The following is a 15,201-nucleotide window of genomic DNA, read 5'->3' on the forward strand; positions in this document are numbered from 1 at the left end:
CCCCTCAGGACGTAGGCAGGCCCATCGTCGGGAATCCCGAAGGCAGCTTCCCGTTGTCGGTCCTGCTGAACGTGTCGTCCCCGGAGCCCTGCCACGACACCTTCAGGGTCGTGGCGTCGACGGACTTGACCTGGCCCAGGTTCCGCTCGGTGTTCCCGTCGGCGCACTTCAGCGTCAGCGTCCGCAGGCCCGCCTCGTCCCCGGCGATCCCGCTGCACACGTGCTCGCCGACCAGGGCCACCTTCTTGCCGCTGATGAGGAGCGCGATGCTCTTGCCCTGGGACTTCGTGACCCAGCTCCCCTCCAGACTCCCGGACTGCCCACCGGAGCCACCGCCGGAATCGGAGCCCCCGGCAGGCGCCGTGGCCGAGGCCTCCGGCGTCCCCTTCGACTTCCCGCCGCCGGAAGCGCCCCCGCTGCCCCCGTCACCACTGTCGCTGCTGCATCCAGTGATCACGAGCGCCGCGGCAACTCCCGCCGCCGTGGCACCGATCCGTACGCGCCTGAGCACAAGATCCCCCTACGTCGCGGATGTGACTGCCGGTAAGTAGCCGGCCCGCAGCAAGCTACCAGCAGCCCGTCACCGCACTCCGCAGCCCGTCACCGCACTCAGAAGGGGAACTGGCTCCGGCCGTGCTGCACGGAGATCCACTTCTGCGTGGTGAACGCCTCGACGGTCGCCTCGCCGTTCAGCCGGCCGAGCCCGGACCGCTTCTCGCCGCCGAACGCGACGAGCGGCTCGTCGTGCACCGTCCCGTCGTTGACGTGGATCATCCCGGTGTCGATGCGCCGCGCGAACGCGACGCCGCGCTCCACGTCCCGCGTGTGCACGGCCCCGCTCAGCCCGTACGGCGTGTCGTTCGCGACGGCCACCGCCTCCTCGTCCCCGTCGAAGGGGATGAGCAGCGCGACCGGGCCGAAGATCTCCTGCCGCAGTACGGGGGAGTCGGCCGGCAGGCCGGTCAGCACGCTGGGTTCCACCACGTTGCCGACGGTCCTGCCGTGCAGCAGCGCGGTCGCGCCCTCCGCGAGCGCCTGGTCGACGACGCCCGAAATGGCGTCCGCCTGCGTGGAGTTGATGACCGGTCCGATGACGGTCGACGGGTCGCGCGGGTCGCCCACCTTGAGGGACCTGACCTTGGCGACGAACTTCTCGGTGAACTCCTTCTCCACCTTGCGGTCCACCAGGATCCGGTTCGCGGCCATGCAGACCTGGCCCTGGTGCACGTACCGGCTGAAGACCGCCGCGTCGACCGCGTAGTCCACGTCGGCGTCGTCGAGCACGGTGAGGGCGCTGTTGCCTCCCAGCTCCAGGACGGCGTGCTTGAACTGGGAGGCGCACACGGTCGCCACGTGCTGGCCCACCGCGTCCGACCCGGTGAAGGAGATGACCTTGGGCACGGGGTGGGTGAGGAAGGCGTCACCGATCTCGGCGATGTCCGTGATGACGACGTTGAGCAGTCCGGCCGGCAGGCCCGCGTCCTCGAAGATCTTCGCGACGAGCGCGCCACCGCAGATCGGCGTGTTCTGGTGCGGCTTGAGGACGACGCCGTTGCCCAGGGCGAGCGCGGGCGCGACCGACTTGAGCGAGAGGAGGAAGGGGAAGTTGAAGGGGCTGATGACGCCCACGACGCCGACGGGAACGCGGTAGAGCCGGTTCTCCTTGCCGTCGACGGGCGAGGGGATGACCCGGCCCTGCGGGCGCAACGCCAGTTGGATCGCCTCGCGCAGGAACTCCTTGGCGAGATGCAGCTCGAACCCGGCCTTGAGCCGCGTACCGCCGAGTTCGTCGACGATCGCGTCGGATATCTCCGCCTCGCGCTCCTCGACGAGCCGCAGGGCCCGCTCGAAGACGAGGCGGCGCGTGTAGGCGTTGGTGTCCGCCCAGTCCTTCTGCGCCCGCTGCGCCGCGCGGTAGGCCTCGTCGACCTCGTCGGCCGACGCCACGGTGATCGAGGCCAGCTTCTCGCCGTCGTACGGGTTGAAGTCGATGATGTCCCACGCCCCTCGGCCGGGACGCCATGAACCGTCGATGTACTGAAGGGCCAGTTCGGTGAAGTAGGACATGAGATCCCTTGCTGCTGCCGGCGTCACCTAATGGCTCGTCATCTTACGTCTGCAAGAGTCGAGTTGGGGTGCTGTCAGGCGCAGGAACGGTCGCGGAGTGCCCCTGAGGGAGCGGCTCTCAGTCCATTTCGGACAGCAGGCCTCGGATGAGGTCGACGCTCTTCGCGGGCGTCGGGCATTCCGCCTGGAGCTGCTCCATGGCCCGCGCGTACTGCGTGACGTCCTCGCGCTTGTCGAGGTACAGGGCGCTGGTGAGCTGCTCCATGTAGACGATGTCCGAGAGGTCGGACTCGGGGAACGTGAGCATCGCGAAGGCGCCCGTCTCGCCCGAGTGGCCGCCGAAGCCGAACGGCATGACCTGGAGCGTGACATTGGGCCGCTCGGCGATGTCGATCAGATGCTGGAGCTGACCCCGCATCACCTTGCGCCCGCCGTACGGGCGCTGGAGCGCGGCCTCGTCGAGTACCACGTGGAAGTCGGGGGCGTGCTCGGAGACGAGGAGTTTCTGGCGCTCCAGGCGCAGCGCCACGCGCCGGTCGATGTCGGCCTGCGCGGCGTCCTTCATGCCACGGGCGACGACCGCGTGCGCGTACCCCTCGGTCTGCAGCAGGCCGTGCACGAACTGCACCTCGTAGGCGCGGATGAACGACGCGGCGCCCTCCAGGCCGACATAGGTGGGGAACCAGCCGGGCAGCACATCCGAGTAGGTGTGCCACCAGCCCGCGACGTTCGCCTCCTTGACGAGGGAGAGGAGCGCGCCGCGCTCGGCCTCGTCGGCGACGCCGTACAGGGTCAGCAGGTCCTCGACGTCCCTGGACTTGAAGCTCACCCGTCCCAACTCCATGCGGCTGATCTTCGATTCGGATGCGCGGATCGAGTAGCCGGCGGCTTCCCGGGTGATTCCGTGGGACTCGCGAAGGCGCCTCAGCTGTGAGCCCAGCAGGATGCGCCGCACCACCGAGCCTCCCCCGGGACTCAGCGTCTGGGGGGACCCCCACGACTCTCCTGCGCTCACGTCGCTCATCCCTCCCCATCGCTATCGCTCAGATTCCGAAGTCTGCCATTAAAACGCTTCGGCCTGTACTCGTTCGGTTACGGAAACGGAAAGGTTGCGAAAGCTCTCCGCAAGAAGTCATGGGAAGAAATGAGCAACAAGTGGTACGTGGCGCCCCAAGCCGGGCGCGTGCACGTGCATCTGCCCTTGCATCTGCTGTACGCATTCGGAACGATGGCTCCGCACCACCGCTCCACTCGCTCTGTACCGCGAATCCCGGGAGTGCCTCGCATGGGGACGAATGGACCGGCCATGCTCGAGCCGTTAAGGCAGGGGCTTCCGCCACTCGACCCATCAGCCGTTTCCAGTTCCGCTTCCTGCGCCCTGCCCGCCCGGTACGAGGCGGTGCGCAGCGCCCGCCGGTTCACGCGCGGGACGCTCGACGGCTGGGACGTGGCGGACAGGTTCGACGACGTCTGTCTCGTCGTCTCCGAACTCGTCACCAATGCCCTGCGGCACGCGCTGCCCTCGGACACCCCGCGCGCCCAGGACCCGCCGGTGCGTCTGCACCTGATGCGCTGGACCTCGCGCCTGGTGTGCGCGGTGCGTGACCCCAGTGACGAGAGCCCCGTCGCCCGTGACACGGACGACGACTTCAATGCCGAGTCCGGACGCGGTCTGTTCCTCGTCGACTCGTTCAGCGACAGCTGGGGCTGGCACCCGCTCGCGAGCGGCCCCCACGGCAAGGTGGTCTGGGCGCTGTTCCGCCTCTGACAGCCGGCAGTGGACAGTCGGCAGCGGACGGCCGTCAGCTGACGGCCATCAGCTGTTGGCCATCCGCTGTTGGCCGTCAGGGGTCAGCTGTCGGCTATCAGGTGGTCGAACTCGCCGTCCTTGACGCCGAGGAGCAGCGCCTCTATCTCGGCCGGCGTGTAGACAAGGGCCGGCCCCTCGGGGAAGTTCGAGTTGCGCATGGCGACTCTGCCCCCGGGCAGTTTCGCGAACTCCACGCAGGAGCCCTGCGAGTTGCTGTGCCTGCTCTTCTGCCAGACCACACCGTGAAGTTCCGTGGCCGCCATGCCGTTGTACACGTGGTGCACAGGTCGCTCCCCGGTGGTGCTGTGGCCTATGTGGCACTAGTGGCTCGTGATGCAGGTGTAGTGGTCAACTGTCCTGGATCATAGCTGCGTTCACATGCTGATGCATGGGCAGATGCACGTGCACGGGGGGTGTTCCCCCGGTTACAGTTCTTCGGGCGTCTGCCCCCGTGCTGCCATGCCATGCGGGCGCCGTAGGGAGAGACGCGCGTCACGGCCTTCCGGCTCCCGGTTCCCGCTTCTGGGGCGCGGGAGTGACGTCCTACGCTGGGCCTCATGTCAGCGATCCGCCTCCTGGTCCTCGGGGCTGTACGGCAGCACGGCCGCGCGCACGGCTACCAGGTGCGGAGCGACCTCGAGTACTGGGGCGCGCACGAGTGGTCGAACGCCAAGCCCGGCTCGATCTACCACGCGCTCAAGCAGCTGGCGAAGCAGGGATTCCTCCTCGCGCACGAGACCGCCCCGTCCACGGCAGGCGGCCCGCCGCGCACCGAGTACGAGATCACGGACAAGGGCACCGAGGAGTTCCTGGCGCTGCTGCGCGAGGCCCTCGTGACGTACGACCAGAAGCCGGACGTGCTGTCGGCGGCGCTCGGCTTCGTCGTCGACCTGCCGCGGCGGGAGGCGGTGGAGCTGCTGCGGCGGCGGGTGGCCGGCATCGAGGAGTGGCGTCGGTCGGTGACCGAGTACTACACGCCCGAAGAGGGGCCCGAGCGGCTCGGCCACATCGGGGAGATCATGAATTTCTGGGTGCACTCGGCAGACACGGGCGCGGAGTGGACGCGGGGTCTCATCGCCCGGATCGAGGGCGGGGCGTACACATTCGCGGGGGAGGGCGAGCCCTTCGTGGGGGTGCTCACCGAGGGGCAGGAGAACCCCTACGCCACGGGTGAGCCACATCCCGGGGACCGCTGACCGGGGACCGCTGACCGAGGCCCGCTGACCGAGACCCCGGGGCGTGCCGGCGGTCAGTGGTGGAAGCCGGTCGCCGCGTCCTTGTCATAGGTCAACGGGTGCCGCTGTCGGCGCAGTTCGGGCAGCAGCCGCCTGAGGTCGGCGAGGAACAGCTCCGCCAGGTCGGCCGAGAAGCCGTTGCGGCACACCACCCGCAGCACCGCCAGGTCCTCGCGGTGCGGGGGGAAGGTGTACGCGGGCACCAGCCAGCCGGACTCGCGCAGGCGGCGCGACACGTCGAAGACGTCGTACGCCTTCACCTCGGGCGCCGTCGTGAAGGCGAAGACGGGGAGCTGGTCGCCGCGCGTGATCAGCTGGAAGTCGCCCATGGCCTCGACGCGTTCGGCGAGGCCGCGCGCGACGTCCCGCGTCGACTGCTGCACCGCCCGGTAGCCCTCGCGGCCCAGGCGCAGGAACGTGTAGTACTGCGCGACGACCTGGGCGCCGGGCCGGGAGAAGTTCAGGGCGAAGGTCGGCATGTCGCCGCCCAGGTAGTTGACCCGGAAGACCAGCTCCTCCGGCAGGTCGTCCGACGTGCGCCACAGCGCCCAGCCGACGCCCGGGTAGACGAGCCCGTACTTGTGGCCCGAGGTGTTGATGGACGACACCCGCGGCAGGCGGAAGTCCCAGACCAGGTCCGTGTCGATGAAGGGCGCGACCATGGCGCCGGAGGCGCCGTCGACGTGCACCGGGATGTCGAGGCCTGTCTTCTCCTGGAGGGTGTCGAGCGCGGCGCACAGCTCGGCGATCGGCTCGTACGAGCCGTCGAAGGTCGAGCCGAGGATGCCGACGACGCCGATCGTGTTCTCGTCGCACAGCTCGGCGGCGGCCTGCGGGTCGAGGTGGTAGCGGTCGCCGGACATGGGGACCTGGCGCGCCTCGACCTCCCAGAAGTTGCAGAACTTCTCCCAGCAGACCTGCACGTTGACGCCCATGACGAGGTTGGGGCGGGCGTTCCTTGAGGGGTAGCGGTCGGCGTTCCGCTTCGTCCAGCGGCGCTTGAGCGCCATCCCGGCGAGCATGCACGCCTCGCTGGACCCGGTGGTCGAGCAGCCGACCGCGTCGTCCGGGTCGGGCGCGTTCCACAGGTGGGCGAGCATCGCCACACAGCGGCGCTCCAGCTCCGCCGTCCGCGGATACTCGTCCTTGTCGATCATGTTCTTGTCGCGGCACTCGCCCATCAGGATGCCGGCCTGCGGCTCCATCCAGGTGGTGACGAACGTGGCGAGGTTGAGCCGCGCGTTGCCGTCCAGCATCAGCTCGTCGCGGACCAGCTGGTAGGCCGTGGTGGGCGGCATGGGGTTGTCGGGCAGCCGGTGCTTGGGCGGGGCCTCGGTCATGCCGCTGACCGGATCGGCCGCGCCGTAGAAGGGGTTGATGGCCGTCGGCCGCTCGTCGCGCCCGTGGGGACCGTGGTGCAGCGGAGGCATCGGCGACTCCTTCTCGGGCGGCTGTCCACACATCCCCCGCGACAGCCTAGACAGAGATCACGAAGTGGGCATATCGGGCCATACGTTCATGAGGGGCGCCGGCGCTTGCACCTCACGCGGCGTGAGGACCCAAGCTGAAGCCCGTACCGGGAACGACAGGGAGAGGGCGGGGCCGTGAGGTATTCCGTGGGACAGGTCGCCGGGTTCGCCGGGGTCACGGTGCGCACGCTGCACCACTACGACGAGATCGGCCTGCTCGTCCCGAGCGAGCGCAACCACGCGGGACACCGCCGCTACAACGAGACCGACCTGGACCGGCTCCAGCGGATCCTCTTCTACCGGGAGCTCGGCTTTCCGCTGGACGAGGTCCAGGCCCTGCTCGACGACCCGGCGACCGACCCGCGCGAACACCTGCGGCGCCAGCACCGGGTGCTGCGTGCCCGTATCGAGAAGCTGCAGAAGATGGCCGACGCCGTCGAACACGCCATGGAGGCACAGAAGATGGGAATCCAGCTCACACCGGAAGAGCGCTTCGAGGTCTTCGGGGACAAGGACCCCGAGCGGTACCAGGAGGAGGCCGAGCAGCGCTGGGGGAACACCGAGGCCTGGGCCGAGTCCCAGCGCCGCGCGGCCACGTACACCAAGGAGGACTGGCAGCGCATCCAGGCGGAGACCGAAGACTGGGGCCGGCGGTACGCGGCGCTCGTGGCGGCCGGCGAGGAGCCGTCCGGCGAGGCCGCGACGGCCCTCGCCGAGGAGCACCGGCAGCACATCAGCCAGAACTACTTCGAGGTCTCCTACGAGATGCACGTCTGCTTCGGCGACATGTATGTGGCCGACGAACGCTTCAAGGCGTTCTACGACTCCATGGGTGAGGGCGTCGCCGAGCACCTGCGGGACGCGATCCACGCGAACGCCGCCCGCAACGCGTAGCCCGCGCTACACCGGCGCGATCACCACCGCCGTACCGTACGCGCACACCTCCGTGCCGACGTCCGCCGCCTCCGTGACGTCGAAGCGGAACATGAGCACCCCGTTGGCGCCACGCGACCGGGCTTGTGCGACGAGCCGTTCCATCGCCTGGTTGCGGGTCTCCACCAGGGTCTTGGTGAGGCCCTTCAGCTCCCCGCCGATCATCGATTTGAGGCCCGCGCCGATCTGGCTGCCCAGGTGCCTGGAGCGGACCGTGAGGCCGAAGACCTCGCCGATCACTCTGTCCACCCGGTAGCCCGGCACGTCGTTCGTGGTGACGACGAGCACATCCGTCTGGTCCTGGCCGCCGCCGAAGTCTTCGATACCCATACACACAGGTTTGCGACAGTTGGCACACCGTGCATCCTGAGAGGGCCACTGGAACCTGGTGCTGTCATCTTGCGTTGATAACTTTGCACCGCCATTGCCCTCGCTTCGCCAGCCCCTCAGGAGTCCAGAACCGTGACGACGCTTGCTCTCGGACCAAGCTGGCTGGACCCCAACCACCTGCTCAACACGTTCGGCATCTGGGGCCTGCTCCTCGTCGTGTTCGCGGAGTCCGGGCTGCTCATCGGCTTCTTCCTGCCAGGTGACTCGCTGCTGTTCACGTGCGGCCTGCTGATCACCGCCGGCACGCTGGACTTCCCGCTGTGGGCGGCCATCGCCCTGATCTGTCTCGCCGCGGTCCTCGGCGACCAGGCGGGCTACCTCTTCGGCAAGAAGGTCGGCCCCTCCCTGTTCAACCGCCCGGACTCCCGCCTCTTCAAGCAGGAGAACGTGGTCAAGGCCCACGAGTTCTTCGAGAAGTACGGCCCCAAGTCCCTGGTCCTGGCCCGCTTCGTGCCGATCGTCCGCACGTTCACGCCGATCATCGCGGGCGTCAGCGGCATGAAGTACCGCTCGTTCATCACGTTCAACGTCATCGGCGGTGTGCTCTGGGGCGCGGGCGTCACGCTGCTCGGCTCCTGGCTGGGCAACATCGAGTTCGTCCACAAGAACATCGAGCTGATCCTGATCCTGATCGTCCTCGTCTCGGTGGTCCCCATCGCGATCGAGTTCCTGCGCGCCCGTGGCAAGGCGAAGAAGGCCGCGGCGGCCGCGCCCGAGCCCCAGGCACCGGCCCAGGGCCAGCGCGGGCGCCACGCGAAGCGCTAGGGCGTGTCCGGCGGATCAGGGTCGGACACGCCCTAGCGAGCCGTCGGTCAGAACCCTCGGGTCCGCTTCGCCGCCCGGCGCCCCGCCGCGCCGGGCGAGCGCAGGAACAGGCGGGCGATCTCCGATCCGAGATTCACGCCGATCGCGATCGCCATGGCGAGGGCCGCCGCCTTGGACAGGGACACCAGGCCCGCGTTGACGTCGTTGTTGGCGATCGCCAGCAGACCGAAGTACGTCGCGGAACCCGGCAGCAGCGGCCCGATCGCCGCCGTCACGTACGGCAGCGCGGACGCGAACCGGTAGCGCGAGAGCAGCTGCCCGAACAGACCGACGAGACCGGCCGCCGCCGCCGTCGACGCGACCGGCGAGATCCCGCCGGTGAAGTGCATCGCCCCGTACACGACCCACGCCACACCACCGTTGAGCGTGGCCGCGAGCACGGTGGAGCGTTCCTGCTGGAGCAGGACGGCGAAGGAGAGCGACAGCGCCATCGAGGCGGCGATCTGCCAGTACGGGCGCTCGATGACCACGAGCGCCTCCTCCGGGTTCAGCTGCGCATGCAACTGGACGCCGAGATAGAGCACGATCAGGACGCCGAGGACGATGCCCACGAAGAAGTACATGACTTCGAGCAGGCGTGCGGACGCGGTGATGTAGTAGCCCGTCAGACCGTCCTGCACGCCCGCCACCAGGGCCCGCCCCGGGAGCAGCGCGAACAGTCCACCGGTGATCACCGCGGAGGCGCGTACGTCCACGAGGTTGTGCGCGAGGGTCAGCGCGACCCCTATCGCGGCGGGCGGCATCGCGGCGACCGTGAACTGGTAGAACTCCGGCAGCCCGCGGCCCGCGCACAGCCAGGCGAGCCGGTCGCCGAGGATCGCGCCGAGCGCCGCCGCGACGAACACGATCGCGTCACCGCCGACGAGGATCGAGGCGCCGCCCGCGAGGAGCCCGGTGGCCGCGGAGAGCGCCCAGCCGGGGTAGGGGTGGCGGTTGCGGCGGATCTCGGCGAGGCGCCGGTAGGCCTCCTCCAGGGAGACGTCGACCTCCTCGTCGCTGATGTCGTACACCAGCTGGAAGACGGCCGCGAGACGCGTGTAGTCGGTGCCGCGCCGCCGCACGGTCCGTGACGAGGTCACCGGGTCGTCGACCAGGGACGGCTGGTACGAGATCGACAGCAGTGTGAAGGTGACCGTCGGCTCGCAGCGGTCGAGGCCGTAGGAGCGGCACACGGCGAACATCGCCGCCTCCACGTCCTCGGCGCCCTCACCGCCCGCGAGCAGCAGCTCGCCGATACGCAGCGTCAGGTCGAGGACGCGAGGCACGGCGGGCCCCGCCTCCTCGTCGTGCCTCTGCGCGGGCTCGGCCGCCGGGCGCTCGGCCACCGGCATGCGCAGCATCGTGCGCATCCGGTCGTGCCAGGGCGCCTCCTTGGCCAGCTTGACCATGGGGACGCCGTGCGCGGGGGTGAACGCGGGCGGGGCGTGCCGGGAGCTGTAGGTCTGCGGGGGAGTGAAGGCGGAGCCGGCGGCGTCTGCGGGGGCGCCGGCCGGTTCGGCGACCCCGTCGGGGATCGCGAACTCGGACGTCGTCTGCGACTCGTCCTGCTCCGGCGCCGGCGTCTGCGGCACCACCCCCGGCGGCGGGGTGAAGGCGCTGCGTGCCTCGTCCGACTGCGGTTTGCGGTCTTCTTCCGCCTCCGGCTCGCGCTCCGTCACCAACTCGCCCTTCGTACGACGCCTGCGCACCTCCAGTACGCCTCAGTATGCGCACAGATACGCCGACGGGCCGCCCCACCCCTCTCGGGGTGGAACGGCCCGTCCGTGGCCGGGGAGGTCAGTGACCGCCCTGGTCCTTCAGGCGCTTGTAGGACCGCTCGATCTCGGCCTCGGCCTCCGTGCGGCCGACCCAGTCGGCACCCTCGACGGACTTGCCGGGCTCCAGGTCCTTGTAGACCTCGAAGAAGTGCTGGATCTCCAGGCGGTCGAACTCCGACACGTGGTGGATGTCACGCAGGTGCTCCACCCGGGGGTCCGAAGCCGGGACGCAGAGCAGCTTGTCGTCGCCGCCCGCCTCGTCCGTCATACGGAACATGCCGATGGCGCGGCACTTGATGAGGCAGCCGGGGAAGGTCGGCTCCTCCAGGATGACGAGCGCGTCCAGCGGGTCGCCGTCCTCACCGAGCGTGTTCTCGACGAATCCGTAGTCGGCCGGGTAGCTGGTCGAGGTGAAGAGTCGACGGTCCAGGCGGATCCGACCGGTCTCGTGGTCCACCTCGTACTTGTTCCGCGAACCCTTCGGAATCTCGATCGTGACGTCGAACTCCACCGGTGGCTCCTCCATGATCAACACATACGACTGGTGATGGTGCATCTCCCGGGGGACGACCCCCGGACCCCCAGCCGACTCGGGAGCCGGTGTGCCGCCCAGAAATGATCGTGCGGCGAGGGGCAGTGATTAAGTGTCCCTCACGCAGGTGTGTGATCGCGAAAGGGGCTGGTCCGTGGTGCCCGAGCTCAAGGCTTCGCAGGCAGTTTCACAGTCAGTTTCACAGGCGGTGAAGCTGCTCGCGAAGGTCAGTACCTGGCAGCTCACGGCGGGCGCCGCCACCCTGGGCCTGGTGCTCTCGGCCGTGGCGGTGGCCTCGGCCGGTCCCTGGGACTCCAGCGGTCAGCGTACGGCGGAGGCACGCCGTGCCGCCCTCCAGGACGCCGGGGGTGGCGCAGATCACGGCCGTGGCGGGCGCTCCGGGGAGCCCGACGCCGCTCCGAGCGCCCCCTCGGTGCTCGCGGCGCCCGGCGGCTCGGTCCCCGGCCCCACGAAGGCCGCACTCGCCGGCGTGCTCGACCCGCTCCTGAAGGACCCGTCCCTCGGCAGGCGCAGCACCGCCGCCGTCGTCGACGCGGCCACCGGTGAGCGGCTGTACGGCAAGAACTCCGGCGACGCCCTGACGCCCGCCTCGACCACCAAGCTCGCCACCGCGGTCGCCGCCCTCTCGATGCCGGGATCCGACCACCGCATCGTCACGAAGACCGTCCTGGAGCCCGGCTCGGGGAGCCGCGAGGTCGTCCTCGTCGGCGGCGGCGACCCCACGCTTACTGCCCGCAAGGACGCGGGCGGCAACGCGAGCCTGCGCACCCTCGCCGACGCCACCGCCAAGAAGCTCAAGGACAGCGGCACGACAGAGATCACCCTCTCCTACGACACCTCGCTCTACTCCGGACCCGTCCTGCACCCGATCGGGCCCAACGAAAATCTCGCCCCGGTCAGCGCCCTCATGGCCGACGAGGCGCGCCTCGACGACTCGACCAGCGGCACCGCCCCCCGCGCGGCGGACCCGGCGGCGGCCGCCGCGCGGACGTTCGCCGGCCTGCTGAAGGACCGCGGGATCAAGACGAAGGGCGACCCGGGCCCGGGGAAGGCCTCGGGCCGCGCCGAACAGCTGGCCAAGGTGTCGTCCCCGCCGGTGTCGGCCCTCGTCGAGCGCATGCTGACGCACAGCGACAACGACATCGCTGAGGCCCTGGCCCGCCAGGTGACCCTCGCGACGGGCGGCACGGCGAGCTTCGACGGGGCGGGCGCGGGGGTCCGCAAGGAGCTGGAGAAGCTCGGACTCCCGCTCTCCGGCACGCACTTCGCCGACGGCAGCGGTCTCGACCGCTCCGACAAGGTCTCCGCCGACCTGCTGACCCAGGTCCTCGCGCGCGCCGCCGACCGTGGGCGCCCGGGGCTGCGCCCCGTCCTCACCGGGCTGCCCGTCGCCGGCTTCACGGGCACGCTCAGCAAGCGCTACACGGACGCGGCCGACGCGGCGGGCATCGGCCTCGTACGGGCCAAGACCGGCACACTGACCGGGGTGAACACGCTGGCCGGCGCGGTCGTCGACGCGGACGGGCGGCTCCTGGTGTTCGCCTTCATGACGGACGGCACCGTGAACCCGGCGGCGGCCCAGTCGGCCCTCGACCGCCTCGCGTCGACGGTGGCGAACTGCGGCTGCCGCTGACCCGTCGGGCGTGGTGACGGCCCCCGTCCCCTAGGGGGCCGAACCGGGGCGCCGTCCGGGGACAAGGCCCTGTGCGGCAGGACCCGAGCACGTACGGTTGACGCATGACGAGCATCGGTGGTGCTTCTGGGATGGTCGACTGGAATCTCGCGGTGGCGACCGCGACCCGACTCGTGCGGCCGGGCCCGGAGGTGAGCCGGGACGAGGCGCGGGCGATCGTCGCGGAGCTGCGCCGGCACGCCAAGGCCGCCGAGGAACATGTGCGCGGCTTCACGCGCATGACCACCGACGAGGTGCACGACACCCCTGTCCTCGTCGTCGACCGCCCCGGCTGGGTCCGGGCGAACGTGGCGGGGTTCAGAGAGCTCCTCAAGCCCCTCCTGGACAAGATGGAGGAGCGGCGCGGCTCGGGCCCCGGCGGCGCGATGCTCGGCGCCGTCGGCGGCAAGGTCACGGGCGTCGAGCTCGGCATGCTGCTCTCGTTCCTGTCCTCCCGCGTCCTCGGCCAGTACGAGACCTTCGCCCCCGCCACCCGCGACCTGCCGGCCGCGCCGGACGGCGGCGGAAGGCTGCTGCTCGTCGCGCCGAACATCGTGCACGTGGAGCGCGAACTCGACGTGGATCCGCACGACTTCCGGCTCTGGGTGTGCCTGCACGAGGAGACGCATCGCACGCAGTTCACGGCCGTGCCCTGGCTGCGTGACCATCTCGAGGGCGAGATCCAGTCATTCCTCGGCGAGACCGACGTCGATCCGATGACGTTCCTGGAGCGCATCCGGGAGGCCGCGCAGTCCCTCGCGGGCGCGCGTCCCGAGGGCGAGCGGGGCGAAGGCGACGACGGCGGCCGCTCCCTGGTCGAGCTCGTGCAGTCGCCGGCCCAGCGCGAGATCCTCGCCCGGCTCACCGCCGTGATGTCGCTCCTCGAAGGGCACGCGGACTTCGTGATGGACGGCGTCGGACCTGCGGTGGTGCCGTCGGTGAGCGAGATCAGGGAGAAGTTCAAGGAGCGGCGGCAGAAGGGTGCGTCCCGCCTGGATCTGGCGCTGCGCAAGCTCCTCGGCCTCGACGCGAAGCTGCGCCAGTACCGCGACGGCGAGCGTTTCGTCCGGGCTGTGGTGAACGAGGTGGGAATGGACGGATTCAACCGCGTATGGACATCGCCGAACACGCTGCCGACCAAGGCGGAGATCGCCAAACCGGCGGACTGGGTCGCTCGGGTGCACCGCAAGGCCGAGGGTGCACCGTAAGGCAGGGTCGTGAAACAAATACGGCCAACGGCAGGAGAACGCCCCCGTAATCACCCATCCGAGGGACCGTGAGCCGTGGGTAGGCGTGCAATGCTCGGGGAATGGCTCGGCTCTGTCACCATCGACACACTCTGAGTGACCGAAGTCACCGGGTCACTGTTGAGTGACTAGTCCGAGCGTCACCCCCACCGAAAACTTCATGAAGGGAACCGGACATGGGTCCCCATCCTGCGGTCGCGGCGATACGCCTGGCGGTCCGCCGCGTACTCCACGACGTACTCAACGAGAACAGCGCCCCGCACACAGCCCCGCACGACGCACCCCGCGCCACCACACCCCTGGTGCTGGTCGCCTGCTCCGGCGGTGCCGACTCCATGGCACTCGCCTCCGCGCTCGCCTTCGAGGCCCCCAAGCTCGGCGTCCGCGCCGGTGGCGTGACCGTGGACCATGGTCTGCAGCCCGGCTCCGACCTCCGCGCAGCCGACGTCGTCGCGCGGCTCGCCGCCCTGCGTCTCGATCCCGTCGAGTCCGCGGCCGTGCGCGTCGGCCGCGACGGCGGGCCCGAAGCCGCCGCGAGGGACGCCAGATACGCCGCGCTCGACGCCGCCGCGGACCGCCACGGCGCCGCCGCGATCCTGCTCGGCCACACCCGCGACGACCAGGCCGAGACGGTTCTCCTCGGCCTCGCCCGCGGCTCCGGTATCCGCTCCCTGTCGGGAATGGCCGCGACCTCGGGGGTCGGCGGCCGTTACCGAAGGCCCTTCCTCCAGCTCGACCGGCAGACCGCCCGCACGGCGTGCATGGCCCAGTCGCTGCCCGTCTGGGACGACCCGCACAACGCCGATCCGGCCTACACGCGCTCCCGGCTGCGCCACGAGGGGCTGCCCGCCCTGGAGAAGGCGCTCGGCAAGGGCGTCGTCGAGGCGCTCGCCCGTACGGCCCAGCTGTCCCGGGACGACGCCGACGCCCTGGACACGTGGGCCGCGCAGGCCGAGGCCGCCGTGCGGGACCCCGCCGGCCTCCTGGAGTGCGCCAAGCTCTACGCGCTGCCGCCCGCCGTGCGCCGCCGTGTGCTGCGCCGAGCGGCCATCGAGGCCGGTGCCCCGGCGGGTTCGCTGTTCGCCCGGCACATCGAAGAGGTCGACCGTCTGATCACCGGCTGGCGCGGTCAGGGGGAGATCAACCTCCCCGGCCGGGTCGTGGCTCAGCGGCAGGGTGGCAGACTGGTCATCCGGCAAGGCTGACGAAGGACGCCTGTCCTTCAGCGGCCGGTGGGACGACC

Annotated in this window: 14 protein-coding genes and 1 pseudogene; 7 read left to right on the forward strand and 8 right to left on the reverse strand. The window is 70.2% G+C overall.

Features of this window, described 5'->3' with window-relative positions; genetic code table 11:
- Positions 1-4: 4 nt before the first annotated feature.
- The 3 genes from EOT10_RS35725 to EOT10_RS35735 all read right to left on the reverse strand — a co-directional run bounded on the left by EOT10_RS35725 (position 5) and on the right by EOT10_RS35735 (position 3,091).
- Positions 5-511 carry a hypothetical protein gene (locus EOT10_RS35725; RefSeq protein WP_127832548.1) on the reverse strand — a complete coding sequence of 169 codons (507 nt, stop codon included), beginning with the start codon at positions 509-511 and terminating at the stop codon, positions 5-7.
- Positions 512-609: 98 nt separating this feature from the next.
- A complete protein-coding gene (locus tag EOT10_RS35730) occupies positions 610-2,067 on the reverse strand; it encodes an aldehyde dehydrogenase family protein (protein WP_127832549.1) in 1,458 nt (485 codons plus the stop codon).
- Between the two features lie 118 nt (positions 2,068-2,185).
- Entirely contained in the window at positions 2,186-3,091 is a 906-nt protein-coding gene (locus EOT10_RS35735) for a Sco1979 family transcriptional regulator (RefSeq protein ID WP_189492526.1), read from the reverse strand.
- Positions 3,092-3,352: 261 nt separating this feature from the next.
- On the opposite strand from EOT10_RS35735, the gene EOT10_RS35740 reads away from it, so the two are divergent.
- Positions 3,353-3,835: an ATP-binding protein gene (locus tag EOT10_RS35740; protein WP_189492529.1), complete on the forward strand. Its 483-nt coding sequence runs from the start codon at positions 3,353-3,355 to the stop codon at positions 3,833-3,835.
- A gap of 83 nt (positions 3,836-3,918) precedes the next feature.
- On the opposite strand, the gene EOT10_RS35745 is transcribed toward EOT10_RS35740, so the two are convergent.
- Positions 3,919-4,161 (reverse strand): DUF397 domain-containing protein, encoded by a 243-nt coding sequence (locus EOT10_RS35745; protein WP_127832551.1) that lies wholly within the window; start codon positions 4,159-4,161, stop codon positions 3,919-3,921.
- Positions 4,162-4,434: 273 nt separating this feature from the next.
- Between EOT10_RS35745 and EOT10_RS35750 the strand changes: the two genes are divergently transcribed.
- Entirely contained in the window at positions 4,435-5,073 is a 639-nt protein-coding gene (locus EOT10_RS35750; protein WP_127832552.1) for a PadR family transcriptional regulator, read from the forward strand.
- A 53-nt stretch (positions 5,074-5,126) separates the two neighbouring features.
- On the opposite strand, the gene gad is transcribed toward EOT10_RS35750, so the two are convergent.
- The gene (gene gad / locus EOT10_RS35755; protein ID WP_127832553.1) at positions 5,127-6,542 is read right to left on the reverse strand and encodes a glutamate decarboxylase; all 1,416 of its coding nucleotides are present in this window, start codon (positions 6,540-6,542) and stop codon (positions 5,127-5,129) included.
- A 174-nt stretch (positions 6,543-6,716) separates the two neighbouring features.
- Between gad and EOT10_RS35760 the strand changes: the two genes are divergently transcribed.
- Positions 6,717-7,475 (forward strand): MerR family transcriptional regulator, encoded by a 759-nt coding sequence (locus EOT10_RS35760; RefSeq protein ID WP_127832554.1) that lies wholly within the window; start codon positions 6,717-6,719, stop codon positions 7,473-7,475.
- 6 nt (positions 7,476-7,481) lie between these two features.
- On the opposite strand, the gene EOT10_RS35765 is transcribed toward EOT10_RS35760, so the two are convergent.
- Positions 7,482-7,844, reverse strand: a complete 363-nt coding sequence (locus EOT10_RS35765) for a YbjQ family protein (RefSeq protein ID WP_127832555.1) — start codon at positions 7,842-7,844, stop codon at positions 7,482-7,484.
- Positions 7,845-7,976: 132 nt separating this feature from the next.
- On the opposite strand from EOT10_RS35765, the pseudogene EOT10_RS35770 reads away from it, so the two are divergent.
- A pseudogene (locus tag EOT10_RS35770) lies at positions 7,977-8,645 on the forward strand (DedA family protein); the annotation flags it as partial.
- A gap of 71 nt (positions 8,646-8,716) precedes the next feature.
- On the opposite strand, the gene EOT10_RS35775 reads toward EOT10_RS35770, so the two are convergent.
- Together EOT10_RS35775 and EOT10_RS35780 are read right to left on the reverse strand one after the other, a co-directional pair.
- Positions 8,717-10,417: a threonine/serine exporter family protein gene (locus EOT10_RS35775; RefSeq protein WP_223281399.1), complete on the reverse strand. Its 1,701-nt coding sequence runs from the start codon at positions 10,415-10,417 to the stop codon at positions 8,717-8,719.
- An 88-nt stretch (positions 10,418-10,505) separates the two neighbouring features.
- Positions 10,506-10,997, reverse strand: a complete 492-nt coding sequence (locus EOT10_RS35780) for an inorganic diphosphatase (protein WP_127832557.1) — start codon at positions 10,995-10,997, stop codon at positions 10,506-10,508.
- 178 nt (positions 10,998-11,175) lie between these two features.
- Between EOT10_RS35780 and dacB the strand changes: the two genes are divergently transcribed.
- The 3 genes from dacB (at position 11,176) to tilS (ending at position 15,163) form a co-directional block, all read left to right on the forward strand.
- The gene (gene dacB / locus EOT10_RS35785) at positions 11,176-12,672 is read left to right on the forward strand and encodes a D-alanyl-D-alanine carboxypeptidase/D-alanyl-D-alanine endopeptidase (protein ID WP_127832630.1); all 1,497 of its coding nucleotides are present in this window, start codon (positions 11,176-11,178) and stop codon (positions 12,670-12,672) included.
- Positions 12,673-12,776: 104 nt separating this feature from the next.
- Complete coding sequence (locus tag EOT10_RS35790) at positions 12,777-13,919, forward strand: zinc-dependent metalloprotease (protein ID WP_127832558.1); 1,143 nt, start codon at positions 12,777-12,779, stop codon at positions 13,917-13,919.
- Positions 13,920-14,134: 215 nt separating this feature from the next.
- On the forward strand, positions 14,135-15,163 hold the full coding sequence (gene tilS / locus EOT10_RS35795; RefSeq protein WP_127832559.1) for a tRNA lysidine(34) synthetase TilS: 1,029 nt from the start codon (positions 14,135-14,137) through the stop codon (positions 15,161-15,163).
- The last annotated feature ends 38 nt before the right edge of the window (positions 15,164-15,201 follow it).

This window comes from Streptomyces antnestii (assembly GCF_004005495.1).
Taxonomy (GTDB): domain Bacteria; phylum Actinomycetota; class Actinomycetes; order Streptomycetales; family Streptomycetaceae; genus Streptomyces; species Streptomyces antnestii.

What these genes read in the sequence shown, in the direction of transcription:
- EOT10_RS35730 (WP_127832549.1), bottom strand. Translation starts at nt 2,067, where the DNA reads ATGTCCTACTTCACCGAACTGGCCCTTCAGTACATCGACGGTTCATGG.
- EOT10_RS35735 (WP_189492526.1), bottom strand. Translation starts at nt 3,091, where the DNA reads ATGAGCGACGTGAGCGCAGGAGAGTCGTGGGGGTCCCCCCAGACGCTG.
- EOT10_RS35740 (WP_189492529.1), top strand. Translation starts at nt 3,353, where the DNA reads ATGGGGACGAATGGACCGGCCATGCTCGAGCCGTTAAGGCAGGGGCTT.
- EOT10_RS35750 (WP_127832552.1), top strand. Translation starts at nt 4,435, where the DNA reads ATGTCAGCGATCCGCCTCCTGGTCCTCGGGGCTGTACGGCAGCACGGC.
- gad (WP_127832553.1), bottom strand. Translation starts at nt 6,542, where the DNA reads ATGCCTCCGCTGCACCACGGTCCCCACGGGCGCGACGAGCGGCCGACG.
- EOT10_RS35765 (WP_127832555.1), bottom strand. Translation starts at nt 7,844, where the DNA reads ATGGGTATCGAAGACTTCGGCGGCGGCCAGGACCAGACGGATGTGCTC.
- EOT10_RS35790 (WP_127832558.1), top strand. Translation starts at nt 12,777, where the DNA reads ATGACGAGCATCGGTGGTGCTTCTGGGATGGTCGACTGGAATCTCGCG.
- tilS (WP_127832559.1), top strand. Translation starts at nt 14,135, where the DNA reads ATGGGTCCCCATCCTGCGGTCGCGGCGATACGCCTGGCGGTCCGCCGC.